This window comes from Serratia sp. AR11 (genome assembly GCF_056376275.1).
Genome location: NZ_CM150739.1, coordinates 4,195,596 through 4,220,522, shown reverse-complemented (window position 1 = coordinate 4,220,522; position 24,927 = coordinate 4,195,596). Strand labels below are relative to the sequence as shown.

Below are 24,927 nucleotides of genomic sequence, written 5' to 3'. Positions count from 1 at the left end.
AGGAAGGGTACTTAGGCATGCAGAAAGAAAAGCTTTCCGCTCTGATGGATGGGGAATCGCTCGATAGCGAGCTGCTGAGTTCGTTGTCTAAAGACAGGGCGCTTCAACAAAGCTGGCAGAGCTATCACCTGATACGTGACACACTACGGGGTGATATCGGACAAGTTATGCATCTCGATATCGCAGATCGTGTTGCTGCTGCACTTGAGAAAGAACCTGCACGTCTGGTTCCTTCTGCAGTTCCGGAATCTCAGCCGCAACCTCACACCTGGCAGAAAATGCCGTTCTGGCACAAAGTCCGCCCTTGGGCCAGCCAGATCACACAGATTGGTATGGCGGCCTGCGTGTCGCTGGCGGTGATTGTAGGCGTACAGCAATACAATCAACCGGCTGCACAATCTGGCGCCGCTGAATCACCGGCGTTTAATACCCTGCCAATCATGGGGCAGGCGTCACCGGTCAGCCTCGGCGTGCCGGCAGACAGTTTCTCCACCGGCAGCGGTCAACAGCAGCAGGTGCAGGAACAGCGCAAACGCATTAACGCTATGCTGCAGGATTATGAGTTGCAACGTCGTTTGCATTCTGATCAGCTGCAGCTTGAGCAAAGCACCCCACAACAGGCTGCCGTTCAGGTTCCCGGAACTCAGTCTTTAGGAATGCAACAGCAGTAATGAAGCAAATTTGGTTCTCCGTCTGTCTATTGACGGGCAGCCTGCTCTACTCAAACATCGCCCCGGCGCAGCCCTCTGCGTCCGGGGCGTTGTTACAACAGATGAGCAGTGCCAGCCGTTCGCTCAATTATGAACTCGCCTATATCAGCATCAGCAAGCAGGGGATCGAATCGCTGCGCTATCGTCATGCGGTGATTGACCAGCAACCGCTCGGCCAATTACTGCATATGGACGGCCCGCGCCGTGAAGTGCTGCAGCGTGGCGGCGGAATTAGCTATTTCGAACCCGGCCTGGAGCCCTTTACGCTGTCCGGCGATCACATCGTCGATGCGTTGCCGGCCATTGTTTATGCTGATTTTGACCGTCTGGCGAAATATTACGATTTCATCTCCGTCGGCAGCACCCGAATTTCCGATCGTCCATGCGAAGTGATCCGCGTGGTTGCTCGCGATGGTTCACGCTATAGCTACATTGTCTGGATGGATGAAGCCACCAAGCTGCCGTTGCGGGTGGATTTGATCGACCGTGATGGCGAAACGCTTGAGCAATACCGGGTGATTTCGTTTGTCGTCGGGTCGCAGGTACAAGGCGCGATGCAGGGGCTGATCAAGGCTAATCTGCCACCCTTGCTGTCGCTTCCGGCGATAGATAAAATCAAGTTGAGTTGGAGTACGGGCTGGTTACCGGCTGGGGTCGATGAAGTCGCACGTAACCGCCGCAAGTTGCCGAATGTGAACGAACCTGTTGAGTCACGGCTCTACAGCGACGGCTTGTTTAGTTTCTCGGTCAACGTCAGCCCGGCGGGCAGCGGTGCCGGCCAGCAATATTATCGCCAGGGGCGTCGTACTATCCAAACCGAAGTGCGTAACGGCAATGAGATCACTATCGTGGGCGAACTGCCGCCGGCAACGGCCAAGCGTATCGCTGACAGTATTTCCTTCAAGGTGTCACCACAATGATGAAAGAGTGGGCCACGGTCGTTTCGTGGCAACAGGGCGTGGCGCTGCTGCGCTGTGAGCCGAAAGCCGGATGTGGCAGTTGTACTGCCCGTTCTGGCTGTGGCGCGCGGGCGTTGAATGAACTGGTGCCGGAAACCGAACACCAGTTGCAGGTTCATATCGAGCAGCCGCTTGAGCCGGGCCAGCGGGTTGAGGTGGGTATTGCGGAAGGCAGCCTGTTGCGCTCAGCAATGCTGGTTTATCTGACGCCGCTACTGGGCATGATGCTGGGGGGCAGCCTGTTGCAATACTGGTTGGGTACCGATGCTTCTGCCGCGCTTGGCGCACTGCTCGGCGGTGTCGCGGCCTTTATGCTGGCGCGCAGTCTGGCACACCGCCTCGGTGAACAGGCAAATTACCAACCCATCGTTTTGCAAATTGGTTTACCGCCTGGGGCCATGCGCCTGCAAACGGAAAACCAGCCTCTGCATTAAAACTGCTGCCGCGTCATCGCCGGGTTATGGTAGGCGGTGATGCGGGCGTAGATCATATGCTCCAGCAGCGCGATAAACAAATCGGCGCTGAGCAGTGAAAAATAGCCGATAGTAAATAACGCATTGCCCTGATTATCCAACAGGCGAATGGTGCCGCGCTGCGGATTATTTTCCAGTTCGCGGATCTGCTCAATCGGGATAGACCCCTGAGCTGTGATCAGTGCCGTTGAACTCAGGCTCAAGGTTTGGGCCGATTGTCCTTTCCGATGGCCAGGCAGCAATTGGGTCAGCCAGCGAGCGCCACAACTGAGATAGCGAAACGACAGCACTTCCCCCTGATACAGTGCATTCAACGCCTGTGGTCCACGCTGTTGGATCTGCTGAGCGATAATGGTATCGGCCAGCCGCAAGGAGTGGGAAACATTGCTGAACACCGGACACCAGGGTTGATCAGCCGACGCGCGAAATGCCATCACATCCAAGACTCCCCCAAATAAACGACCGCCGCGAAAACGATAAATATCACCAATTTTTTCAAAGGGGATAAATCGTTCTTTATGACTATGTGGGTTAATCACCCGAACACCCTGTTCGTACAGGCGATAGGTCAATGCTGGCCGCAGGTAATGGCGCAGTGCCAGCAGGATACAGCCGAGTAAAATAGTCGCTGCGCCGGTTTGCAGTAAGGTCAGTACCTCATTTTCATCCATGTTGCTCAGCAGCGGCAGCAAAAGCAGTGCCGCACCGAGAGTTAACAACAGCGCTGCCGCTGCGAGAATGCCCCAATTGACCTTTGAAAAATCGTGCCGGCTCAGCATTTGCCCTTTATCGATCATTATGCACCTTCCAATCAACACGCAGAGATATGCTGGTGAACCCCGGTGGGCATGCCGATGTAGTGCCCTGAATTATGTTTTATCGCGGTGTTCACCCTCATTTCTATAGGAGCAGCCGGCGAGCGTACATCGGGTTTTTCCTAAAGCCCGGGGGGCAAAGTGCAATTCTAAGATGTTGATCCAAATATTATTTTGTTCAGAATTAGGAGAGGGTTTATTGCGTTATTGGCGGATATGTATTAACGGGCGATCCCGTCAACGGCTGGCGAGGCAATATGGGAGGGCAAGATTGTTATAACTTACCCTGTCGACCGCGTCGGGCTTTGTTAACATCCGCTTTCATAACCCGGAGCGCTCTGTAACATTAAAGTGTACATAATAGAATGCCTTCACTGCACCGATCGCTAGGTTTTCAGTGTTGTGGCATGTAGAATGCAGCGATTCAGGCGCAAGACGGCCGAACCCATTCACTGTCGCTTTAGGTCCATGCGGGTTTCTATAGGCGAGTAATTCAGAAATACCAAGGCAGAAAAACTTTTATAATGAAGCATATACGAAATTTCTCCATTATTGCCCACATTGACCACGGTAAGTCGACGCTGTCCGACCGTATTATCCAAATTTGCGGTGGCTTGACCGAACGTGAAATGGCCGCGCAGGTGCTCGATTCTATGGATCTTGAGCGCGAGCGTGGCATTACCATCAAAGCGCAGAGCGTGACGCTGGATTATAAGGCGCAAGACGGCCAAACCTACCAGCTCAACTTTATCGACACCCCTGGACACGTTGACTTCTCCTACGAGGTTTCCCGTTCACTGGCCGCCTGTGAAGGTGCACTGCTGGTGGTCGATGCCGGGCAGGGCGTAGAAGCCCAGACGCTGGCCAACTGCTACACCGCGCTGGATATGAATCTGGAAGTGGTGCCGGTACTGAACAAAATTGACTTGCCGGCAGCCGATCCCGATCGCGCCGCGCAGGAAATTGAAGACATCGTTGGCATCGACGCTACCGATGCGGTGCGTTGCTCGGCCAAAACCGGCGTTGGCGTACCAGAAGTGCTGGAACGCCTGGTGCGTGATATTCCGGGGCCGGCAGGCGATCCGGAAGCGCCACTGCAGGCACTGATCATTGACTCCTGGTTCGATAACTACCTGGGCGTAGTTTCCCTGGTGCGCGTCAAGAACGGTACCATGCGCAAGGGCGACAAGATCAAGGTCATGAGCACCGGCCAAACCTATAATGCCGATCGTCTGGGCATCTTCACCCCGAAACGTGTCGATCGCGACGTGTTGAACTGTGGTGAAGTGGGCTGGTTGGTCTGTGCAATCAAAGACATCCTTGGCGCACCGGTGGGCGATACCCTGACACTGGCTCGCCAACCGGCGGACAAAGCCTTGCCGGGCTTCAAAAAAGTGAAGCCGCAGGTTTACGCGGGCCTGTTCCCAATCAGCTCCGACGACTATGAATCCTTCCGCGACGCGCTGGGCAAGCTGAGCCTGAACGACGCCTCGCTGTTCTACGAGCCAGAGAGCTCCACCGCGCTGGGCTTCGGCTTCCGCTGTGGCTTCCTCGGCCTGTTGCACATGGAGATCATTCAGGAACGTCTGGAGCGTGAATACGATCTGGAGCTGATCACCACCGCGCCAACGGTAGTGTATGAAGTGGAAACCACCAGCAAAGAGACTATCTACGTTGATAGCCCATCCAAGCTGCCGCCACTCAATAACATCGAAGAGCTGCGTGAACCGATCGCCGAATGTCACATGCTGATGCCGCAGGAATTCCTGGGTAACGTGATCACGTTGTGTATCGAGAAACGCGGTGTGCAGACCAACATGGTTTACCACGGTAACCAGGTTGCGCTGACTTACGAAATTCCAATGGCGGAAGTGGTACTCGACTTCTTCGACCGTCTGAAATCTACCTCGCGTGGTTATGCGTCGCTGGATTACAACTTCAAACGCTTCCAGACCTCTGACATGGTGCGCGTCGACGTGTTGATCAACAACGAGCGCGTGGATGCGCTGGCGCTGATCACTCACCGCGACAATTCGCAGTACCGTGGCCGTGAGCTGGTAGAGAAGATGAAAGAGCTGATCCCACGCCAGCAGTTCGATATTGCCATCCAGGCCGCTATCGGTACTCATATCATCGCGCGTGCGACGGTGAAACAGCTGCGTAAAAACGTTTTGGCTAAATGCTACGGCGGTGACGTCAGCCGTAAGAAGAAGCTGCTGCAGAAGCAGAAAGACGGTAAGAAACGCATGAAGCAGGTGGGTAACGTCGAGTTGCCACAAGAAGCGTTCCTGGCCATTCTGCACGTTGGCAAGGACAAGTAAGTAACAGCGATAAAGTCGCGAAACTAGGGAGTTTGCATGGCGAATATGTTTGCCCTGATCCTGGCACTGGCTACATTGGTTACCGGGATCATCTGGGCCTTTGAGCGCTTCAGATGGGCGCCGGCCCGCCGAGCGAAGATTGCGGCGGTGAATGCACAGACTGCGGGCGCCGTAGATGATAAAACGCTGGCAAAAGTAGCGAAACAACCGGGTTGGATTGAAACCGGCGCGTCGGTTTTCCCGGTATTGCTGCTGGTCTTTGTGGTGCGTTCGTTTATTTACGAACCTTTCCAGATCCCGTCCGGTTCCATGATGCCGACGCTGTTGATTGGCGATTTTATTCTGGTGGAGAAATATGCCTACGGCATTAAAGATCCTATTACCCAGACCACGCTAATTGAAACCGGTCATCCGAAACGCGGTGATATTGCGGTATTTAAATATCCGCTGGATCCGAAACTCGATTATATCAAGCGCGTAATTGGTCTGCCGGGCGACCGTGTGAGTTACGATCCGATCAATAAGCGTGTGACCGTTCAGCCTTCGTGTAATAGCGGCCAGTCATGCGACACCGCATTGGCAGTGACTTATAACGACGCACAGCCAAGTGACTTTGTGCAGCTGTTCAGCCGCAGCGGCATGGGTGAGGCCAGCAATGGTTTCTACCAGATCCCGCTGAGTGAAAATGTGCCGCAGGGCGGCATCCGCCTGCGTGAACGCCAGGAAACGCTGGGTAATGTTTCTCACCATATTCTGACCGTGCCGGGCACGCAGGATCAGGTGGGCGCTTACTATCAGCAGCCGGGTAAACAGTTGGCGGAGTGGGTTGTGCCGGCGGGTCATTACTTCATGATGGGTGATAACCGCGACAACAGCGCCGACAGCCGCTATTGGGGCTTCGTACCGGAGAAAAATCTGGTAGGCAAGGCCACTGCTATCTGGATGAGTTTTGAAAAGCAGGAAGGCGAATGGCCTACCGGCGTAAGATTTAGCCGCATCGGTGGAATTCATTAATCCAGCGTCTATTAACGCAGCATTATATTTCCACTCGTTGTAGAATACCGGCTCGAGCGATAAAAAGTTGGCTCCCTGTTGGGGGCCACTGCAAACGAAACAGCTTTGGATTGGCTTTCGGCAAAGCAGGCCTGTTCCGTATGCTGCAAGTTTTTGACGCATTCTTGATCTATTGGTAACTCATGAACCCCATCGTAATAAATAGGCTACAGCGGAAGCTGGGCTACACTTTTCAACAGCAGGAGCTCTTGCTGCAAGCGTTAACTCACCGTAGCGCCAGCAGTAAACACAATGAACGTCTTGAGTTTCTGGGTGACTCCATTCTCAGTTTTGTCATCGCCAATGCGCTGTTCCAGCGTTTTCCTCGCGTAGACGAGGGCGATATGAGCCGTATGCGCGCCACACTGGTGCGCGGTAATACGCTGGCAGAGATGGGGCGTGAGTTTGATCTGGGCGAATGTCTGCGTCTTGGTCCGGGTGAGTTGAAAAGTGGTGGATTCCGCCGCGAATCAATCCTGGCGGATACGGTGGAAGCCTTGATTGGCGGCGTTTTCCTGGATAGCGACATCCAAACTGTTGAACGACTGATTTTGGACTGGTATCGCAGCCGGTTGGACGAAATCAGCCCCGGTGATAAGCAGAAAGACCCAAAAACCCGTTTGCAGGAGTTTTTGCAGGGTCGTCATCTGCCATTACCTTCTTATCTGGTGGTGCAGGTTCGCGGTGAGGCGCACGATCAGGAATTTACTATCCACTGTCAGGTGAGTGGTTTGAGCGAACCCGTTGTGGGAACCGGCTCAAGCCGCCGTAAAGCCGAACAAGCGGCAGCGGAACAAGCGTTAATAAAGCTGGAGCTTGAATGAGCGAAGAGAAACAATACTGTGGTTTTATTGCGATAGTCGGTCGCCCCAACGTGGGCAAGTCCACGTTGCTGAACCAACTGCTGGGGCAAAAAGTCTCCATCACCTCGCGTAAACCACAGACGACCCGTCACCGCATTATGGGTATCGACACCGATGGCGCCTATCAGGCCATCTACGTCGACACCCCGGGTCTGCACATCGAAGAAAAACGCGCCATCAACCGTTTGATGAACCGCGCGGCCAGCAGCTCAATCGGCGACGTCGAGCTGGTGATCTTCGTTGTGGAAGGAACCAACTGGACCGCCGACGATGAAATGGTGGTCAACAAGCTGCGTAGCCTGAAATGTCCGGTGCTGCTGGCGATCAACAAGGTCGACAACGTTACCGACAAATCCAAGCTGTTGCCGCACATTGCGTTCCTCAGCCAGCAGATGAACTTCCTCGACGTAGTGCCGATTTCTGCCGAAAAAGGTATGAACGTGGATACCATCGCTGCTATCGCACGCAAGGTATTGCCGGAAGCGGAACACCACTTCCCGGACGATTACATCACCGACCGTTCCCAGCGCTTTATGGCGTCGGAAATTATCCGTGAAAAGCTGATGCGTTTCCTGGGTGAAGAACTGCCTTACTCGGTGACGGTTGAGATCGAACAATTTGTGCCGAACGAGCGCGGTGGCTACAACGTGCACGGGTTGATCCTGGTTGAGCGTGAAGGCCAAAAGAAAATGGTCATCGGCAACAAAGGCGCCAAGATCAAAACCATCGGTATCGAAGCCCGCCAGGATATGGAACAGATGTTTGAAACCAAAGTGCATCTGGAACTGTGGGTGAAAGTGAAATCGGGCTGGGCGGACGACGAACGTGCGTTGCGTAGCCTGGGCTATACCGACGACCTGAAATAAACTATCCAATGGACGGCTGGGAACGCGCTTTCGTCCTGCATGGACGACCGTACAGTGAAACCAGCCTGATGCTGGATATGTTTACCGAAGGTCATGGGCGGGTGCGTTTGCTGGCAAAAGGCGCGCGCAGCCGCCGTTCCAATTTAAAGGGTTGTCTGCAACCCTTTACTCCTCTGCTGGTACGCTGGGGCGGTCGTGGCGAAGTCAAAACGCTGCGTAGCGCCGAAGCGGTCTCTCTCGGTTTACCCCTTAGCGGCATGATGCTCTACAGCGGCCTATACGTGAATGAATTGCTGTCACGGGTGCTGGAGCAGGAAGCAAACTACTCGGTATTATTCTTCGATTATCTGCAATGTTTGCAGGCGCTGGCGGCAGAAGACGTTTCGCCGGAGCAGGCATTACGTCAGTTCGAATTGGCCTTGCTTAATCACCTGGGCTACGGCCTGGACTTCCTGCACTGCGCCGGTAGCGGCCTGCCGGTGGACGACGGCATGACCTATCGATACCGCGAGGAAAAAGGCTTTATCGCCAGCCTGGTGGTGGACCATTACAGCTTTACCGGCCGCGAGCTGCGTGCGCTGGCAGAGCGCCAGTTCCCGGACGTGCAAACCTTGCGTGCCGCCAAACGTTTCACCCGCATGGCGCTCAAACCTTATTTGGGGGGCAAACCACTGAAGAGCCGCGAGCTGTTTCGTCAGTTTGTTCGTAAACAGCCGGATCCGCCGGTCGACGACGCCTGACCTTTTCCCCTTTTGCAGCACTGTCCCCGCGTGTAAACTACGGCCACTGAAAATCGTTTTTTAGAGGGTTGTCATGGCTGATTTGCTGCTGGGCGTCAATATCGATCACATCGCCACGTTACGTAACGCGCGCGGAACCCAATACCCGGATCCGGTTCAGGCGGCATTTATTGCCGAGCAGGCAGGGGCCGACGGGATCACCGTACACCTGCGTGAGGACCGCCGTCATATCACCGATCGCGACGTTCGCATTTTGCGCCAAACCATCCAGACGCGTATGAACCTGGAAATGGCTGTGACCGATGAAATGCTGGATATCGCCATTGAGTTGAAGCCGCACTTTTGTTGCCTGGTACCTGAAAAGCGTGAAGAAGTGACCACCGAAGGTGGGCTGGACGTCGCCGGGCAGCAAGACAAGATGGCCGTTGCGGTTGAGCGTTTGGCAAAGGCCGGCATTCTGGTTTCGCTGTTTATCGATCCGGATCATCGACAGATCGATGCGGCGGTTGCGGTGGGCGCTCCTTACATTGAAATTCATACCGGCGCCTATGCCGAAGCCGAAGGTGAACTGGCGGTGAAAGCCGAGCTGCACCGCATTGCCGTTGCCGCTACCTACGCCGCAGAGAAAGGCCTGAAGGTCAACGCCGGCCACGGCCTGACTTACCATAACGTTCAGCCAATTGCTGCTCTGCCGGAAATGCATGAGCTGAATATCGGCCATGCAATCATCGGCCAGGCAGTGATGTGTGGATTGCCGGCAGCGGTGACAGATATGAAGTTACTGATGCGCGAAGCGCGTCGCTAATGGCGGTGCTGGGGCTGGGTACCGACATTGTCGAAATGGCGCGCATTGAAGCCGTCGTTGAGCGCAGTGGCGATCGTCTCGCGCGCCGCGTGCTGAGCGAGGCTGAATGGGAATTGTACCAGCAACATCAGCAGCCGGTACGCTTTCTGGCCAAACGTTTTGCGGTGAAAGAAGCCGTCGCCAAGGCGTTTGGCACAGGTATTCGCAATGGGCTGGCGTTTAATCAGTTTGAAGTTTTCAACGACGGTCTCGGCAAGCCGAATATTCGCCTGCATGCTCGCGCCGCCGAGCTGGCAAAGGAAATGGGGGTCACCTCGATCCATGTTTCGCTGGCGGATGAACGTCGCTATGCCTGTGCCACGGTGATTATCGAAGGGTAATGGTTTTATCCGGCGACAAAATCAAAGGGCGCCTGTAGGCGCCCTTGTTGATCTGACTGCGTGGTCAGAGTCGGTCGGCGTGGTGCAGCACCACAAACTTGTCCCACAGCTGTTCGTTGGTTTCGTTGTGCTGCGGATCAACCACAATAGTGTTATCGATAGGGCACACCTGCTGGCAGGTGGGAACATCGTAATGGCCGACGCATTCGGTGCAGCGATCGGTATCAATCTGGTAGATATCCTCGCCCATCGAAATGGCCTGATTAGGGCATTCGGGTTCGCACATATCGCAGTTGATGCACCGCTTTGTAATTAGTAACGCCATATCAATCACTTACGCTTTTATTCTATTCAAATCATGCAGTTATCTGCATTTCCTGTTGCGCACGATTCCGCACTATGTGTATATTTATACAGTATTTCAAACATTGAAAAACCATGTTCAGCAACACAGAATGGCAACACATGCCCTTTTTAGCCTCCAGATAAAACCTCATGTGTGAGCTTCATGCTGGTGGCCTCTGATACAAGGAAATATCAATGTCGCGCACTGTAACACAGAAGCAGGATAACCCCAATAATGATGAGTTCTTAGCCGCATCGGCCCGTTGGGAAGACTGCAAGCCGCCCTACGCAAGCTCACACATAAGGGTCTGTGTTGTTGCTGCCAAAATCATTTTGGCGCAGGTCGGACAGGCCCGGCGTTCAAAGTACGAAAAGGACAGCTACCTCCGCATAGATTTCAGCAAAGCAGGCAAGGTGACGTTCTATGCTGAGTTCCCTAAAAAGATGGGATTGAAGGGTAAAAAGTTAGGGGAGTGGCCAGAGTTAGCTATTCAGATTGCCAGGGAAAAGGCGAAGGATATTGCGGATAATGGTTTGAAGGCTGAGTCAGTTCAGATGGCCATCAAAGAGTATGAAGGGGATTTACAGGCGAAGGTTGAGCGTCAAAAGCTGGGTGAGGATAGTTATAAAACTTACTGCACCAGGACAAAGCAGATCGCCGCCGCATTTGGTGAGCGTGAAGTTTTTAGCGATATAACGTACAACCGACTGCTTGAGGTTCTCGACCTTTGGATTGAAACAAAGTCCAATAACCAGGCACTGGAGTTGTCGGCGGAACTTCGGCGTTTCTGGAAGTTCGGTGCGCCTCGTTACTGCAATGGCCGTAACGTTGCCGCAAGCCTACCAAGTGATTATATCTCGTCGCGAGTCCAGAAGCCGACGCCAACCCGTCTGTATACTGATATTGAGTCGATCGCCGGGCTATGGTTGAACATTGCGGCAACAAGCTCCGTGCACCAAAAAAATGCTATGAGGTACATGATTCTAACGGGGGTGCGCCCAATTAATGTAAGCAACTTGCGGTGGGATTTTATTAATAAGGAAGAGAGTGAGATTATCTATCCTGCAGGGGTGATTGGTATGCGAGGGGCGATGAAAACGCAGAAGGAATTCCGTCTCCCGATCACGTCAGGGATCAGGCAAATTCTGGAGGAGCAGAAGAAATGGAGAGACTCAGTAGAAATATGCAATAAGGAGTATGTCTTCCTTCAGCCGCGTGACCCGGCGAAGCCATTTGCCAAACGTTCTCTGGACAAGCTAATCAAAACATACAGCCCTGAGAACGCGGTGAAGGGTGTTAGACATGATGGCACTGTGAAGGGAAAGGAAGGTGCATTTAATACAATGTGCCGTAAATTCCTCAAGAGTAATATCATTGCTGCGATGCGTAACAAGGGGCATTCTCGCAGTGACTCGAAAGAAATTAGCATTCTTTGCATGCATCACTCTGATAAGGAATCAGACCCAATGGGGGAATTTTATGATTTCTCGGATGAGATTTTAAACGAAGAAATGGCATTAAAGCGGCTGGCCTTTGAAGCCCATGAGACCAGCATACTCGCTCAGGTGGCATTGATAAGAAAGAAACGTTAATATGTATCTACTCTAACTTGTCTTGGCACGATTACATAATATGGATAAAATCAATCTACTAGGCAGTCCTGAGTTAGAATCGGTGTTGCTAAGCTCGCGTTAAATTAATGTATGATGGGCAGGAAAAACGCCTATGGTTTATTAAAGAGATACTTTATTTATGAAAATGACTTTTAATATCAATGGGAAGAAAGTACCGCCTCAATCCTTGAAGTATAAAAGCAAAGAGGACCAGATTGAAGTTATGCGAAGTTGGTTTTTCGAAAACTTCGAAAACCCAGTGCACTCTTGCCCTTATAATGGCCGTGGGGGGGGCTATACTTACATTTATGGCGGCCCATTCGATGCTCAAGAACAACTAGAAATGACGTTTGGAGAATACATAAAATATAATTATATTGAGGACTTAGTAGGCGAATTACAAAATGAATGTTATGAGTGGTCAGGTAGCTCTAATAATTATGATGATGATGATGATGATTGGTACGGTAATGATTTATATAGTGCGGTAACATCTTCAGATGAACCAATGATTAAGTTTGAAGAAAATATAAATATAATAAAATCATTGGGGGAGGGTGAGTATAAAGAAGATCAAAAAAAACACTTGCTTAATATTTTGTACACTAATGTTATTACTGCTCTAGAGACACTTTATGTTGAATTGTTCATAAAATCATTAGATGTAAATCAGTCTTATATTTTGGGTTTAATAGAAAAGGGAAAGTCAGAGTTTAAATGGAGTAAAGAAACTTTATCTTTGCCATTTAAAAGTGAGTCCATTGAGCAATTAAGGATGGAGTTAATAAAATCAATCAAAGAAAACTTGGTGAGTGCAAGTTGGCATAATATCGATCAAGTTTTAAAACGTTACAAGGCTGCATTTGACATTAAAACGAGAAATGACTGGCCGACACTCGAGATTGAAGCAGCAACACTCATTCGCAATCACTTAGTGCATCGTGGTGGCAAAGACAAAGACGGAAATGCAGTCAATATTACAGAACAAAACTTAGAAGAATTGTTAGGTAATGCAACGTCTCTTGCCAAAAAACTTTACGAAAGCCTAAACAATGCTTTACAGGATGAAGATGGCGAGTTTTGAGTGAAAAGGAGTTTATTAGAAGCTATAGCCATCATGACTGTGCAGGCGATTCATAGCTGTTTTTGCTTATGAGATGTTGTCCGCCATTTTTAAAATCAAACTGTCTGATCAGATTTGAGTGAATACAGTTAATAAGAACTTCTGCATTTAGCAATAAAATCTAAAACGTTTTGGCGCTCATACCGGACTACTTTATGCGTAAACCGAATGGGTGCCAAAATTTGCCGGTGGCGATGAGTAATGTTCCATTCCCTCAACGTTTTTGTAGTAACCCCTCCAATCAGTTTACAAACCTCTTCAGGGGTTAGTAAATCCAGCTCAGTAACTTCATTTTTTTTATTCATTGGATACCTCTACGATATAGCCTTGCTTCTCAAGATGCATGAATAGTTCGTCAGCATTCAAATAAACGCGGATGCCTTCTTGTGGAACACCTAAAGGTACAGGCATGCGAATGATTTTTGTCTTAGTGCCAATCACCTGGTCAGCGAAAACATCTACCGCATCCAGTTCTCCAGTTCGCGTATGTGGGTGGTCAGGCTCAATATGCTTTTTCAGCACATAATTAAGCCGCTCCCTAAGTTGCCATGAGCCTTGAAAAGTTATAGCCACTTCGAGCAGAGCGTTCACGCAATCACGATAGATGTGTGGAGCGATTCTTGGCTTCATATTTTCTCCAGGCAATAAAAAACCGCCATGAGGCGGTTATGCAATGAATCAGGTGGCCTTACGCTGGGCGAACCCTAACCATTGTTGGTTGGCATACATTTTCAAAAATTGGCCCAGATACAGAATCAATGACGTAATCGCTCTTTGTTCCATTGCGGACAAGAGTTATTGTCTGACCTGCATGGGGATCGAAACCCAACTCATGATCCTCTTCAATACCGGTATCACTAAAAATAATCTTCATTTTACCTACTTTCCTCTGTGGGATAAAAAGTTGGGTCTGGACTCGTTCCGATAGTGCGTCAATCGCTCACGGAAGTATTCGCGCAAGTGCTTAGGCAGCTATCTTCTACTTGCCCATGTATCATTGGCATGTTCATGCGTTCCTTGTATGCCACGCCTGATGCTGCCAAATCCACGTTTACCTTCTAGCGTTCTGCTGGAGACTGAAGGTTAGTCAATCAAGCAGCTCTCCACCACATCTTTTCGATTGTCGGCTATGGTATAGCCCATGCCAAAGGTTTTGTAGAATTTAACAGAAGAACCTGTTCCATTTTTGGTGACATCGGCGAACATGGTGTCTTTCCATGTAAATACCGTGATTTTATTATTAGACTTCTCAACATGTGTTGTATTGTCGCGTTCAAGCATTACGCGGGTGTTGGTCCATCTTTCGTAGATACATTCGCTAAGGACTTGCGGGGGTTTGGGACTTTCTCTAGTCAACAATGGCCCGTCGTTTCTTGCTTCATTAGGCGTCGATAGACATCCTGAGAGAAGTACAGATGAAGCTAAAATAAACACTATTCCTTTCCTCACGATTTTTCCTTACGCTATTCCTAAATTTTAGGTTGCAAGTATAGCTTCAACTTGATGTTTTTTCAGCGCCTCGGAGCCGGTAGTTAGCCGGATTTATCTTTTCCCCAGTAGTCGGCAACGTCTTTAAGTAGATTGCTGCTCATCACTTCACCTCAACATCAGTGGTTATGACCTGTATTACTGGTCGCCCGACGATCTGCATGTTTGACTGACCCTGAAATATTTTCCCCAGCTTGCCGACAGCTTGATCCAGAGCCTGCTTGTATACCTGGTGAATTGGGCACTCTGGCCCCCACGAGCCGAGATTTGTCAGCTCAAGGGTGAGAGTGACCTTTGCGCCGGTTTTGGTTCTAACGATGGGTTTAGCCATGCTGGTCTGCCTTAGCGCCGCAGTAGTGCCATCCTTCTGGATGGCTGGTTTTGCGGCCACAGCGTTCACAGGTGATTACTACGGGTTCTTGATAGTCGTCAGGCAGCTCGTTATGGGCAACGGCACGGAGGTTCCAGCGTTCTATAGCTTCGGTGTATCCATCTGAAGGGCCTCTTGACCCACATGCCAGGCAGATAACTTGATTGCTTAAGTTGCCGACGTATTGAAGTTGCACATCATGATCGCCACAAAACGGGCACGATTTAAGTTTAACTTTCTCCATTATTGTCCACCTTAATTTGGGCCGGAGTAGGTAATTAGATATCGATTACTGAGTTGTAATCATTGTGGGTAAGCAGTTGCCAATTCTGGCCGTCATCTTTTGAAAGTAACCGCCAACGCTTATTAACCCGGAGGGTGAAATACTTTTTACTGTGGGTTTTTCTAGGGAATATTTGGCAGGCACTGAATTTATTTAATATTTCCAGTGCTCTTTCTGTTATCCACAAAGGGGCGTTATTTAAATTGACGCTCATTGCTGGTGGGTTTCATTGCGATAATCACTGATTATCTGCATCACCTCGTCTTTACTTCCGCTGGGAAGCATCAGCATATCGCTTTCGCCTTGGACAATCGGAACTGCATCAAAGAGCAACTCCAGCATACGGCGGGCTTTCTTTGCGCTGAATTGCGGCTGTGCGATGCTTTTAGTGACTTTAGTTTTACCTGCGTCCTCTGCCTTTTTCATTAATCTGGCAGCTTCCTTGTCGGCATAAACTCCGTGCTCGCGGTTAATGCTGATGGCCAAGGCATAATTCATCGTACCGGAGCGGACGAGGCTTTTAACGTATGGGGTGCATTCCTGCAATTGCAGGTGCTGGAGAATGTCAGACTCAGACCGCTTAACCTTCTTGGCGATCTCTGCGTTGGTCCAGCCCTGATTAACAAGCCGCTGGTAAGCCGCGCCACGTTCGATCGGGGAAAGTGCCAGCCCTTGCGAACTGGTGACCATGAATGCGATTTTATCTGCCTCTGTGCCGACGAAATCCTTACACTCAAGACGCAACACTTCATGACCGGCAGCAGACGCTAGCAACGCACCGTGGTAGCGGTGGTGACCGTCGATCACTTTCACACCCTGTTCCGTTATTTCAACAGCGAGAGGGGGAATAAACTCACCGGCAATCCAAGCATCCCTAAATTCTTCAACGTGTGCCTGGTTTAATTCACGAACGTTATAGCCTTCCTCTGCATAAATTTCATTGAGAGGAACCATAAACGTTTTACGGGTGGAAATATCGGAGCCAATACTTTCACGCGCAGCATAGCGCTGACTTAAAGTTGCCATAATTTATCTATCCATTCTGAGGGGTGAAAATGCTTCACTATGCGCCACACACGGCGGCGCATAAGGCTTCACTTTATTGAAATTTATTTAGGCTTAAATGCGGCCTTCAAAAACTGGAACGTCCGGCAATTGGTTTTGCAGATCGACCAGAATTTCGTTGTACGCATGTTCAATGATTTTTTTCGGGTCGATCAGCTCATACCAGAGCGCCAGCTTGCCTTCACGTAGACGGTAGCGAATACGAGCATCAATCTGATAAGGCGTGCCGTTATGGAATGGCGAGATTGCCAGCGAGATTTTTTCCGGCAATTTGGTGTTACCACTACCGGTTGTTTCGTTACTGAAGGCCATCTGGAAAGTGCCATCACTTAAGCGAGTCACGGCCTTAAAATTAGAAGTGCGCGTTTCCTGGAAAGCCAGTACCATTTCTAATAACTCATTACCGGACGTTTGGTTTGAGTCAGATGTGGGTGCAATACAGTTAATATACTGCTCAATAAACTCAGCAAACGTCACCTGATCCATTTTTTCAGCGTTATAACGAGTAAACGCTTTCCACTCATCGGACAGTGGGCAGTCATACGTTACAACATGCGTATTTTTGAAGGGTGTTTTGCCATCCAGGTGATAGTCAAGCACCGCGCGAAAGCGAGTGTTTTCAGTGTCGGCGAAAATAACACTGCGCTCATCTTTGAAGCGGACAACATAACCAATTAACGATGATGGCGAGATAACAGCAACGTGTTGCTTAACCTGCTCTTCATCAACGATGAAGTCTTTCAGTGATTCAACCCGGTAATCGCGCGGTACAAGCGCATACGGGATATCAGTCTTAATTAAGCTATTTGTTACTGCTAGCTCGGCAATATGCTTAACGGTTTCATTATTGTTGGTAATGTCCATTTAATATCCTTTCCAGTTATGGATGGTTTTGGGTTAGCTGTTTTGCGCTAATTTAATAGGCGCGGCGGCAGGCTTGGTATCAATCACTTTCAAATCCATCTGCACTTGCGATGGATCATCACGCATTAAGTCGCCGTCTGCGGTTGAGAACATAATGGTGTCAGCCCGATCAAGTTCAGGAATGGATTTCTTGACGTTGGGGGTGATCTTCATTGTGTTTTCGTCGCGGGTGTTCAACATCTGGCAATTAAGCGTCAGAGTAATAGCGCCTTTCTTGCCAGTTTCGCGGACTTGTTTAATTACCTCGGCGAGCGCTTCGGTAAGTTCGGCATCGAGTGCGCCACGGTTGATATAAGCCAGTTGTTGGCTAAATGGGGTGCTTTTATTTTCTGACATGATATTTCTCCTCGTCACATACAGAGAAGAACTCAGGCGGGGTGACGCCCTCCAGGGTTAATGGATGCCTAAGCGCTTCTCTCTATGAAAAAGGGCGACCAGCCTATGAACATTATCTTCACCTCTCGTGGGTTGAAGTTCGGTCTGGTCGCCAAAGACTACACACAGCAAAACTATTAAAGCGGGTGGCCTTTCTGGCAGAGGATTTTGCGCAGACGGGCAAAGAAGGTGAGGCGAACGGCCTGCACGGATGGGGCAGTGCGCATACCGTCTACAACGATTGTGTTAACATTCAGATTGATCATGTTGAATCTCCGTTCTACTGGTCATGCCCCGGCAAAGATGGGGGCTGCAGCAGGGGCTATTTCTGTGTGGTATAACATGGTTTATGGAATCATTTTCCGTGCAATATGTAAGATGTGGTATTGTTAATTAGAAGTCCTTTAGTACTTCTCACTGATAATAATTTGTCTGCTAGGGGTGTTCATGAGCGCAAAAGACGAGTTTTTAAAAGCTGTAAATCAGAATTCAGCTCGGGCAGAAGAACTGCAAGTGGTTGAAGTTAGAGATATATCTAATTACCAGCGTGCTTATAGGGAACTCGCTAAGGATATGCTCCCTTGGGTATCAAACACGCCTTTAAAATTAACGATAGTTGAAAAGCAATATTTTGATGAAACGTGCAAGAAGCAATTCCCTTTCCATTATATAACCATCTCCAATGGTTCGAAGAGAATAACAATTGAGCCTGAAGGTTTGTATTGGGTTGGTGTTATGGGGGTTGCTAACATAACAGTCTCGGGAGGCGCTAAAGTTCCAACCAACAAATATTCGTTAGCTATAAAACATTTTAAGCATGAATCGCCCTCTGAAGATTATTTAATACTCGTGATAGCAGATGGATCTAGTGTTAAAACATCGCTGTTTGATGAAGATGCATTTTTCAAAATTATGACTTTGATTGCATAGCTATTCAACGATAGTGTTCTTATTGAACACTATCGTTTTCTCTCCAAAATATATTCATTTCGTCATGATAAGTTTACTCTTTCCCTAAAGAACGTTACCGATCGATCCCTCTTCGGGGCCGGGGAGTGATTGCATCGCTCACCCCTTGGCGTGTTGCCTGTTGGCTTCCTGCCATTCCCGTAACGTTTGTGGCGGTGGTTTGCTGGTGGCGTTGCGGTGTTGATGTGGCGAGTATACAAATTGTATTCACTCCATGCAATACGATATGTATACTAAATTTCGCATGAATACGTAATGTGATGTTTTTTATTAAAAAATAGTTGTTTGAAATTTGCTCTTTGAGCAGGGGGGAACTGCTTTAATCAACGTGGGAGATATTGCGGATACAAAAAACCCGACTCAGAGGTCGGGTTATGGACAGCGAGGGAAAATGTTAAACAAGGCGCATCATAGTTTGAACAGCCACACCTATGATTTTACAGTTGCCATTTATCTCCTTCATAGGCCATGCAGGGTTAAGCCCTTTCAGGTACTTCTGACCACCATCAATGATCAGTTTTTTGAAGGTGGCTTCGTTTGCGTCAACCATTTTGGCAATCACTAGACTACCGTTTATAGGTTCACGGCCTGTATCAACCAGCACTAAAGTGCCTTCTGGGATACTTACGCCAGAAGGTGCCGTCATAGACTCACCCTCCACACGAAGCCAGAAAGCCTTACCGAAAACCTTCGTATCGGACTCATACCACTCATCGATCTCGTCCAGAGTATACGGTTCCATTGCTTCTGCCCACGCACCAGCCTGAACCCAGCTTATTAGTGGGAATTCTCGTCCTTTATGGTAAGGGCCTGCATATTTAATGTTTGAGGTTTCAGCCTCTGAAACTGATGCATTCTTCCCTGGGTTAACTACGAAATCACTCATACCAATAAAATTCATAATATTGGCAATGATTTGTATGCCCGGCTCTCTACGACCATTAAGCCAATGACTTACGGCACCCTTGGTTACACCTAGATGCTCTGCAAGTTGTTCTTGGCCAATCTTAGATGCCTTCATTTTGGCTTTGGCGGCTTCATACCATTTCATGTTCATTCCTGAATTATACGTTTTGTATAGCAGCCCGCGAGACACAATATGTATACTTTGCTTGCCTTCATTGAATACGATATGTATACTTTTCGGAAATAGGAGGCTTCATGAACAACATACAAGTGATTCGTAAGCGTCTGGGGCTGACTCAATCTGAGTTAGCGCAGCTTGCAGGCTGTACGCCAGGTGCTATCTGCCATTACGAAGCCGGACGACGGAGCATGGATATCCAGACTTGCCGTGGTTTCGTGGCGATTTTCAACAAGCTTGGTGAGTCTGTTGGGCTGGATGAGGTTTTCCCCCCGACAAAACAGAGTGAATCTAACCCATCCAATTGATGAGTGAGAGTATCTCGCAATTAACAAGTAATCGTAACCACAGCCCGAGGAATACAACTGTGTCACAGCAAAAAGCGCCGGACTGGCAGGCAGAGAAACAGCCTGAATGGGTGATTAGTGCCGCCCGCAAAATTATCACTGGTCTGCCTGGCGGTTATGCAGAGGCAGCTAACTGGCTTGGGGTTACTGAAGACGCGTTGTTTAACCGTCTGCGCCCGAACAGCAATCAAATTTTCCCGATCGGCTGGTTCATGGTGTTGCAGCGTGCTGGTGGCAATACCCACTTTGCCGACGCTGTATCCCGTCAATCGCACAGCGTGAACGTACCTCTGCCGAAGGTGGAAGACGTCGATCGCGATGATATCAACAGCAAGTTGATGGAAGCTATCGAGTACATCGGCAAGCACTCCGAATTAGTCCGCAAATTCACCGAAGACGGCGAGATTGACGACGTTGAACGGAAGGCTCTGGACGAAAACACACACAAGCTGATGGCGACGTTCCAAGAGCACGTCATCTTGCTTTACAGCGTGTTTTGCCCTGCAGAGGAACCTACAACCGTGAGGTAAGCGTATGCAGTCTGCAGCGTTTGTTCGAACCGTCATGCCCACGGTGTTTTGCCGTGAGGATGCCGTATGGATTCAAGAACAGCTTGGCATGTTACCGCCTGCGCAACGCGGAAAGATTGCGCTCGCATACGCGGAGGCTTACCAGGCCGCGTTTGACCTCGAAGAGGTTTCATACCAGCAAGACAACGCAGGCCGCAGGGCAGCGAATACACGGCTCAGGACTTACGTCGAACGGTATTCGCGAGCAGGCCAGGGATTAACTACCGCGCCACCGCTGGTGGGTCAAAACGGGAAAGCGGCATGAAAATTTTCAACGGTGTTTTTTTAAACGGGGGAGAGGGGAAGGGTAAGAGGGGGGAAAGGGGGGTGATCGGGTTGGGGTGTGGGGGCAGGAACAGGCTTTACCAGAGGGAAGATCTTTAAGGGATCGAGTTGTTAAAAAGCGCCAAACGGAAATTTAGACGGCTAGACGATAAAACGAGGAATGAAACGATGATGCTTACTATCCAGCCACGCGAAAAACAGATTGTTGCACTGAATATGCTGCGCTCGGCATGGAAGCAACACGGTTCATTCATGATGTATGCGCCGGTAGGGTTCGGCAAAACGGCAATCGCTGCGCTTATCGCTAGCGGGTTCATCAGCCGCAACATGCGCATAATGTTTGTGGCCCCGTACACCGTCCTGCTTGACCAAACCGCTAACCGTTTCATTGAGTACGGATTACCTGCTGAAGAAATTGGTTATATCTGGCGTGACCATCCGGCCTACGACCCGCAGCGCCTTATTCAAATTGCATCGGCTGATACGCTGATTCGCCGCGACTTCCCGGAAAACATCGATCTGCTGATCATCGACGAAGCCCACCTGAAGCGCAAAAAGATTCTGGAAATCATCGACCACCTGACGGCTAACACTGACGTGAAGGTTATCGGCCTGTCGGGTACACCGTTTTCAGCATGGCTCGGGACGTATTACCAGAAGCTGATCAAGCCGACCACGATGAAAGAGCTGATCAGCATTGGCGCACTAAGCAAATACGAATTTTACGCCCCGTCACACCCCGATATGAGCGATGTGAAAACGTCGGTTCAAGCAGGTTATGGCCGAGACTACAACGAAGCGCAATCCGGTGATGTCATGAGTGACCCGACGCTGGTGGGCGATATCGTCAAGAACTGGCTGGAGAACGGCGAAGACCGCCCGACGATCTGCTTCTGCGTCAACGTGGCCCACGCCAATTACGTGACCGTTGAATTCAGCCGGGCGGGTGTAATGGTTGAGGTTATGACGGCATCAACACCCCATGAAGAACGCCAACTGACGATCAGCCGCTTTGAACAGGGCATCACTAAGATCATCATCAACGTGGGTGTGCTGGTGGCTGGCTTTGACAGTGACGTCCGCTGCATCATCTTCGCCCGGCCAACAAAGTCAGAAATACGCTGGATTCAGATTCTTGGCCGTGGTCTGCGCCCTGCGCCTGGGAAAGATCACTGCATCATCTTCGACCACACCGGCACCGTCCATCAGATGGGCTATCCCGACGATATCGAGTATGACTACCTGCCAGCCACCTCTGACGGGATGGAGGATGCCCCGGCCCGTGTGGTCAGAACCGAACAACCGGAACGCCTGCCGAAAGAATGCACCCAATGCCATTACGTGAAGCCGGTCGGCATCTACATCTGTCCGAAATGTGGTTTCAAGCCGATCGCCGGTGAAGATATCGACACAGACAAAACACGCAGTCTCAAGAAAGTTAAGCAAGCCAAGGAAGTAGTCACCACGGCAGTTAAGCAAGCCTGGTGGAGTCAAATCCTCTATTACCAACGCACCCGCAGCGCTCAGGGCAAACCTGTTAGCGATGGCTGGTGTTCGCACGTCTATAAGAAAAAATTCGACGTCTGGCCGAACGGGCTGCACAGAACGCCAATGGCTATCACGCCGGTGGTGAGCAACTTCATTAAATCAACACAGATTGCCTACGCAAAATCTAAGCAGGGGAAAGCCGCATGAATACCAAACAGGCAGCTATCGGCCACTGGCCGAAAATACTCGAATTTTACGGCTTACCTCCAGTCACTGGGAAAAATCATTTTAAAGGGGAATGTCCGCTGTGCGGACGTAAGGGAAAATTCCGTTGCGACGACAAGAACGGCACCGGCTCATACATTTGTTCATGCGGCGCGGGTGACGGCTGGGCATTGTTAACCGGTGCAACCGGCAAGGACTTCAAAACACTGGCGTCAGAGGTCGATACGCTGGTGGGGCGGACATATTCTCCGGAAGAGAGCTACCAGGCTGGTGGGCCTTCATCTGGCATAGCCTCCCAACGGAATCGCGTGAGCTGCAAGTTTGCAAAGTTAACAGGGTTGCGCGGTACCGGCGCAGACAACTACCTGAAACAACGGGGCATCACCAGTCTGCCGATCGAGAACGTGCGTTTTTGTGAACGTCAACGCGCAGCCGGTGGCGAGTATCAGTCTATCTATGCGTTGGCAACAGACGATAAGGGCGAGCTGTGTTACCTGCACCGCACCCTGTTGGACGGAGATCAGAAAGCAACAGTTGCTGGCGCACCAAAGAAGATGATGAAGCTGCAAGAGGACAGCTACCTTGAACACGCATCATCGGTGGCCATCCGTATGTTTCCACCGTCCGCAACGCTGGGTATCGCCGAAGGCATAGAAACGGCTCTGTCTTGCCACCAAATAACCCAGTGCAACACCTGGGCGACGCTTAACGCCACTTTCATGAAGAAATTCCGCGTACCCCGTGGAGTACAACGCCTGATCATTTTCGCCGATGCTGACCAATCCGCTACCGGCCATGCTGCTGCGTTTGAATGTGCCCGTGCCAACCTACTGGCAAAAAACGATCTCCAACAAGTCTCAGTCCGCTGGCCTAAAACCGGCGACTTCAACGATCTGCTGCTTAACGGCTCAGAAGTCTACGAGTGGATATTCCACCGTGAGGGAAAAAATGAAAAAGCCAACTAAGCCCAAGCAGTACAAGGATAAGGTCTGCGCTCAGTGTGAAACGACATTCACGCCGGAAAAGTACCTACAGAAAGTCTGCGGCCCGCTCTGCGCTATGGCATACCAGCGTGACGCACGTAAGCGCCTGGCTGAAAGGGAACGCAAAGCCAAGCTGAAGATTCGCAAGCTGGCCGTTAAGCCGTTGCAGTATTTCATCAACCTGGCACAGACCGAATTTAACGCCTACATCCGTGAACGTGACGCTGACCAGCCTTGCATCAGTTGTGGCCGCTATCACGAAGGCCAGTATCACGCCGGGCATTACCGCACAGTGGGGAGCAATCGAGAGCTGCGCTTTGATGAAGATAATTGCCATAAGCAGTGCTCGGTCTGTAACAACTTCAAATCAGCGAACCTGAGCGAATACCGGCCTAACCTGATAGCCAAGATAGGTCAGGTGAGATTTGACCGGCTGATAGGCCCACCGCCGAAAGCAGACAAGTTAACCCGCAGTGACTACGAACGTATCCGCGATACATATAAAGCCAAGCGCAAAGCATTGAAGCAGGAGAAGGCGGCATGATGACCCCGAATCAGAGACGACAAATAAAACACAACGCATGGACAACTGTTGCCGGAGTTTCTCGCAAGAAGTACCTGGGCAAGTTCCAGCGTCTTACCCGTCTACAAACATTGTGGATCACCTACTTATTGAATGCCTGGGGCGATATGTACGGTGGTAATACCGATGGGAAATTGAAGTGCAGCGGTGGCGGCGGTGTATGGGGGCAAATCATGCCTGAGCAGTGGGACGATGAAAGTGCGGCCCGTATCGTGAAAGTAATGGCGGACTTGCGCACCCTCGGCTATCGCGGCGAAGAACAGTTGAAGAAGGCAACCACCATCCTCTGGCCTCAACGCTCTCTGGAATCAATGCTGGTGGCTGCTGATGCAGGGGAGGAATGCGACTTCATGGAAAAAGCGGTGCTGGCCTCGATGAAGCATGACAACCCGGTCTATGTGATAGGCAAACTGTTCTACACGGGCCGCAACAACACCGTGTCGGTACTTGGGCGCTATATGCAAAATCATTACGCCCCATGGCTGACACGCGACCAGGTGGATGACAGGGTGCGCTGGTGCATTGAAATATTCAATTCTTCGGTGTTCTTCGCCGTTCGTGCGGCTATATGCATCGAAAATGAAGAATATTGCAAAAACAACTTGAAAATAGCCAAAGGAAATGCATAATACAGGTATGCTTTCGCGAAGCTGTACCATCAAGCGATGCAACAGAATGACCCGCCATTGAGCGGGTTGTTTGGTAGGTGGTAGGGAAGGCTTTTAGAACCAATGAATTGCAATGCGGTGCTTATTTGGATATCGTGAATACATTAGGTTTTGGGAATGAAGAGGCGGCTCCCAAAAGTAAACCGCCAAGTTG

Annotated in this window: 32 protein-coding genes and 1 pseudogene; 19 read left to right on the top strand and 14 right to left on the bottom strand. The window is 50.3% G+C overall.

Translation table 11 applies throughout. The features are described from left to right. Positions 1 to 17 precede the first annotated feature (17 nt). From rseA to rseC, 3 genes are read left to right on the top strand one after another with little or no spacing between them, the layout of a single operon-like run. The gene (gene rseA, locus ACSOSI_RS19890; protein ID WP_012146381.1) at positions 18 to 671 is read left to right on the top strand and encodes an anti-sigma-E factor RseA; all 654 of its coding nucleotides are present in this window, start codon (positions 18 to 20) and stop codon (positions 669 to 671) included. Then, positions 671 to 1,630 carry a sigma-E factor regulatory protein RseB gene (rseB, locus tag ACSOSI_RS19885; protein ID WP_012146380.1) on the top strand — a complete coding sequence of 320 codons (960 nt, stop codon included), beginning with the start codon at positions 671 to 673 and terminating at the stop codon, positions 1,628 to 1,630. Before rseA ends, rseB begins: the two co-directional genes overlap by 1 nt. After that, complete coding sequence (rseC, locus tag ACSOSI_RS19880; RefSeq protein ID WP_041418661.1) at positions 1,627 to 2,103, top strand: SoxR-reducing system protein RseC; 477 nt, start codon at positions 1,627 to 1,629, stop codon at positions 2,101 to 2,103. Before rseB ends, rseC begins: the two co-directional genes overlap by 4 nt. On the opposite strand, the gene ACSOSI_RS19875 is transcribed toward rseC, so the two are convergent. Then, positions 2,100 to 2,939, bottom strand: a complete 840-nt coding sequence (locus tag ACSOSI_RS19875) for a hypothetical protein (RefSeq protein ID WP_476706015.1) — start codon at positions 2,937 to 2,939, stop codon at positions 2,100 to 2,102. The genes rseC and ACSOSI_RS19875 overlap by 4 nt on opposite strands. A 542-nt stretch (positions 2,940 to 3,481) precedes the next feature. On the opposite strand from ACSOSI_RS19875, the gene lepA reads away from it, so the two are divergent. The 7 genes from lepA (at position 3,482) to acpS (ending at position 9,985) form a co-directional block, all read left to right on the top strand. After that, on the top strand, positions 3,482 to 5,278 hold the full coding sequence (gene lepA, locus ACSOSI_RS19870; protein WP_012146377.1) for a translation elongation factor 4: 1,797 nt from the start codon (positions 3,482 to 3,484) through the stop codon (positions 5,276 to 5,278). A 36-nt stretch (positions 5,279 to 5,314) separates the two neighbouring features. After that, positions 5,315 to 6,292: a signal peptidase I gene (gene lepB, locus ACSOSI_RS19865; RefSeq protein ID WP_012146376.1), complete on the top strand. Its 978-nt coding sequence runs from the start codon at positions 5,315 to 5,317 to the stop codon at positions 6,290 to 6,292. 182 nt (positions 6,293 to 6,474) lie between these two features. Next, positions 6,475 to 7,155, top strand: coding sequence for a ribonuclease III (gene rnc, locus ACSOSI_RS19860; protein WP_012146375.1), 681 nt, complete (start codon positions 6,475 to 6,477; stop codon positions 7,153 to 7,155). Then, the gene (gene era / locus ACSOSI_RS19855) at positions 7,152 to 8,060 is read left to right on the top strand and encodes a GTPase Era (RefSeq protein ID WP_012146374.1); all 909 of its coding nucleotides are present in this window, start codon (positions 7,152 to 7,154) and stop codon (positions 8,058 to 8,060) included. Before rnc ends, era begins: the two co-directional genes overlap by 4 nt. 8 nt (positions 8,061 to 8,068) lie before the next feature. Next, positions 8,069 to 8,800: a DNA repair protein RecO gene (recO, locus tag ACSOSI_RS19850; protein WP_012146373.1), complete on the top strand. Its 732-nt coding sequence runs from the start codon at positions 8,069 to 8,071 to the stop codon at positions 8,798 to 8,800. 73 nt (positions 8,801 to 8,873) lie between these two features. Then, positions 8,874 to 9,605: a pyridoxine 5'-phosphate synthase gene (gene pdxJ, locus ACSOSI_RS19845; protein WP_017893719.1), complete on the top strand. Its 732-nt coding sequence runs from the start codon at positions 8,874 to 8,876 to the stop codon at positions 9,603 to 9,605. Further along, entirely contained in the window at positions 9,605 to 9,985 is a 381-nt protein-coding gene (gene acpS, locus ACSOSI_RS19840) for a holo-ACP synthase (RefSeq protein WP_012146371.1), read from the top strand. Before pdxJ ends, acpS begins: the two co-directional genes overlap by 1 nt. 64 nt (positions 9,986 to 10,049) lie before the next feature. Here acpS and ACSOSI_RS19835 read toward each other — a convergent pair whose 3' ends face one another. Further along, positions 10,050 to 10,310 carry a YfhL family 4Fe-4S dicluster ferredoxin gene (locus tag ACSOSI_RS19835; protein ID WP_476706014.1) on the bottom strand — a complete coding sequence of 87 codons (261 nt, stop codon included), beginning with the start codon at positions 10,308 to 10,310 and terminating at the stop codon, positions 10,050 to 10,052. A gap of 215 nt (positions 10,311 to 10,525) precedes the next feature. On the opposite strand from ACSOSI_RS19835, the gene ACSOSI_RS19830 reads away from it, so the two are divergent. Together ACSOSI_RS19830 and ACSOSI_RS19825 are read left to right on the top strand one after the other, a co-directional pair. Beyond that, positions 10,526 to 11,923 (top strand): tyrosine-type recombinase/integrase, encoded by a 1,398-nt coding sequence (locus tag ACSOSI_RS19830; RefSeq protein ID WP_476706013.1) that lies wholly within the window; start codon positions 10,526 to 10,528, stop codon positions 11,921 to 11,923. A 160-nt stretch (positions 11,924 to 12,083) separates the two neighbouring features. After that, positions 12,084 to 13,028, top strand: a complete 945-nt coding sequence (locus ACSOSI_RS19825; RefSeq protein WP_476706012.1) for a hypothetical protein — start codon at positions 12,084 to 12,086, stop codon at positions 13,026 to 13,028. Positions 13,029 to 13,364: 336 nt separating this feature from the next. On the opposite strand, the gene ACSOSI_RS19820 is transcribed toward ACSOSI_RS19825, so the two are convergent. The 11 genes and pseudogenes from ACSOSI_RS19820 to ACSOSI_RS19770 all read right to left on the bottom strand — a co-directional run bounded on the left by ACSOSI_RS19820 (position 13,365) and on the right by ACSOSI_RS19770 (position 17,838). Next, the gene (locus ACSOSI_RS19820; RefSeq protein WP_476706011.1) at positions 13,365 to 13,697 is read right to left on the bottom strand and encodes a hypothetical protein; all 333 of its coding nucleotides are present in this window, start codon (positions 13,695 to 13,697) and stop codon (positions 13,365 to 13,367) included. Positions 13,698 to 13,755: 58 nt separating this feature from the next. After that, positions 13,756 to 13,941: a hypothetical protein gene (locus ACSOSI_RS19815; protein WP_476706010.1), complete on the bottom strand. Its 186-nt coding sequence runs from the start codon at positions 13,939 to 13,941 to the stop codon at positions 13,756 to 13,758. 5 nt (positions 13,942 to 13,946) lie between these two features. Beyond that, a pseudogene (locus ACSOSI_RS19810) lies at positions 13,947 to 14,116 on the bottom strand (DNA polymerase III subunit theta). Between the two features lie 34 nt (positions 14,117 to 14,150). Beyond that, complete coding sequence (locus ACSOSI_RS19805; protein WP_476706009.1) at positions 14,151 to 14,501, bottom strand: hypothetical protein; 351 nt, start codon at positions 14,499 to 14,501, stop codon at positions 14,151 to 14,153. Between the two features lie 157 nt (positions 14,502 to 14,658). After that, complete coding sequence (locus ACSOSI_RS19800) at positions 14,659 to 14,886, bottom strand: hypothetical protein (RefSeq protein ID WP_476706008.1); 228 nt, start codon at positions 14,884 to 14,886, stop codon at positions 14,659 to 14,661. After that, positions 14,879 to 15,169 carry a Lar family restriction alleviation protein gene (locus ACSOSI_RS19795; protein ID WP_476706007.1) on the bottom strand — a complete coding sequence of 97 codons (291 nt, stop codon included), beginning with the start codon at positions 15,167 to 15,169 and terminating at the stop codon, positions 14,879 to 14,881. Before ACSOSI_RS19795 ends, ACSOSI_RS19800 begins: the two co-directional genes overlap by 8 nt. 34 nt (positions 15,170 to 15,203) lie before the next feature. After that, complete coding sequence (locus tag ACSOSI_RS19790; RefSeq protein WP_476706006.1) at positions 15,204 to 15,422, bottom strand: ParE family toxin-like protein; 219 nt, start codon at positions 15,420 to 15,422, stop codon at positions 15,204 to 15,206. Beyond that, on the bottom strand, positions 15,419 to 16,234 hold the full coding sequence (locus ACSOSI_RS19785) for a ParB/RepB/Spo0J family partition protein (protein ID WP_476706005.1): 816 nt from the start codon (positions 16,232 to 16,234) through the stop codon (positions 15,419 to 15,421). Before ACSOSI_RS19785 ends, ACSOSI_RS19790 begins: the two co-directional genes overlap by 4 nt. A 93-nt stretch (positions 16,235 to 16,327) precedes the next feature. Next, positions 16,328 to 17,137 (bottom strand): DUF2303 family protein, encoded by an 810-nt coding sequence (locus tag ACSOSI_RS19780; protein WP_476706004.1) that lies wholly within the window; start codon positions 17,135 to 17,137, stop codon positions 16,328 to 16,330. A 33-nt stretch (positions 17,138 to 17,170) separates the two neighbouring features. Beyond that, positions 17,171 to 17,533, bottom strand: a complete 363-nt coding sequence (locus ACSOSI_RS19775) for a hypothetical protein (RefSeq protein ID WP_476706003.1) — start codon at positions 17,531 to 17,533, stop codon at positions 17,171 to 17,173. A gap of 176 nt (positions 17,534 to 17,709) precedes the next feature. Next, the gene (locus ACSOSI_RS19770; protein WP_410528947.1) at positions 17,710 to 17,838 is read right to left on the bottom strand and encodes a hypothetical protein; all 129 of its coding nucleotides are present in this window, start codon (positions 17,836 to 17,838) and stop codon (positions 17,710 to 17,712) included. Positions 17,839 to 18,019: 181 nt separating this feature from the next. Between ACSOSI_RS19770 and ACSOSI_RS19765 the strand changes: the two genes are divergently transcribed. Continuing rightward, positions 18,020 to 18,502: a hypothetical protein gene (locus ACSOSI_RS19765; RefSeq protein ID WP_476706002.1), complete on the top strand. Its 483-nt coding sequence runs from the start codon at positions 18,020 to 18,022 to the stop codon at positions 18,500 to 18,502. Positions 18,503 to 18,935: 433 nt separating this feature from the next. On the opposite strand, the gene ACSOSI_RS19760 is transcribed toward ACSOSI_RS19765, so the two are convergent. Beyond that, complete coding sequence (locus tag ACSOSI_RS19760; protein WP_476706001.1) at positions 18,936 to 19,598, bottom strand: LexA family protein; 663 nt, start codon at positions 19,596 to 19,598, stop codon at positions 18,936 to 18,938. Positions 19,599 to 19,702: 104 nt separating this feature from the next. Between ACSOSI_RS19760 and ACSOSI_RS19755 the strand changes: the two genes are divergently transcribed. The 6 genes from ACSOSI_RS19755 (at position 19,703) to ACSOSI_RS19730 (ending at position 24,734) form a co-directional block, all read left to right on the top strand. Then, positions 19,703 to 19,933, top strand: a complete 231-nt coding sequence (locus ACSOSI_RS19755; protein WP_476706000.1) for a helix-turn-helix transcriptional regulator — start codon at positions 19,703 to 19,705, stop codon at positions 19,931 to 19,933. A gap of 59 nt (positions 19,934 to 19,992) precedes the next feature. Beyond that, positions 19,993 to 20,502: a YmfL family putative regulatory protein gene (locus ACSOSI_RS19750; RefSeq protein ID WP_438934536.1), complete on the top strand. Its 510-nt coding sequence runs from the start codon at positions 19,993 to 19,995 to the stop codon at positions 20,500 to 20,502. A 495-nt stretch (positions 20,503 to 20,997) separates the two neighbouring features. Next, complete coding sequence (locus ACSOSI_RS19745) at positions 20,998 to 22,521, top strand: DEAD/DEAH box helicase family protein (protein WP_476707284.1); 1,524 nt, start codon at positions 20,998 to 21,000, stop codon at positions 22,519 to 22,521. Next, positions 22,518 to 23,504: a toprim domain-containing protein gene (locus tag ACSOSI_RS19740; protein WP_476705999.1), complete on the top strand. Its 987-nt coding sequence runs from the start codon at positions 22,518 to 22,520 to the stop codon at positions 23,502 to 23,504. Before ACSOSI_RS19745 ends, ACSOSI_RS19740 begins: the two co-directional genes overlap by 4 nt. After that, positions 23,488 to 24,066, top strand: coding sequence for a recombination protein NinG (locus ACSOSI_RS19735; protein WP_476705998.1), 579 nt, complete (start codon positions 23,488 to 23,490; stop codon positions 24,064 to 24,066). The genes ACSOSI_RS19740 and ACSOSI_RS19735 overlap by 17 nt, the downstream gene beginning before the upstream one ends. Then, entirely contained in the window at positions 24,063 to 24,734 is a 672-nt protein-coding gene (locus tag ACSOSI_RS19730) for a hypothetical protein (RefSeq protein ID WP_476705997.1), read from the top strand. Before ACSOSI_RS19735 ends, ACSOSI_RS19730 begins: the two co-directional genes overlap by 4 nt. Positions 24,735 to 24,927 lie beyond the last annotated feature (193 nt).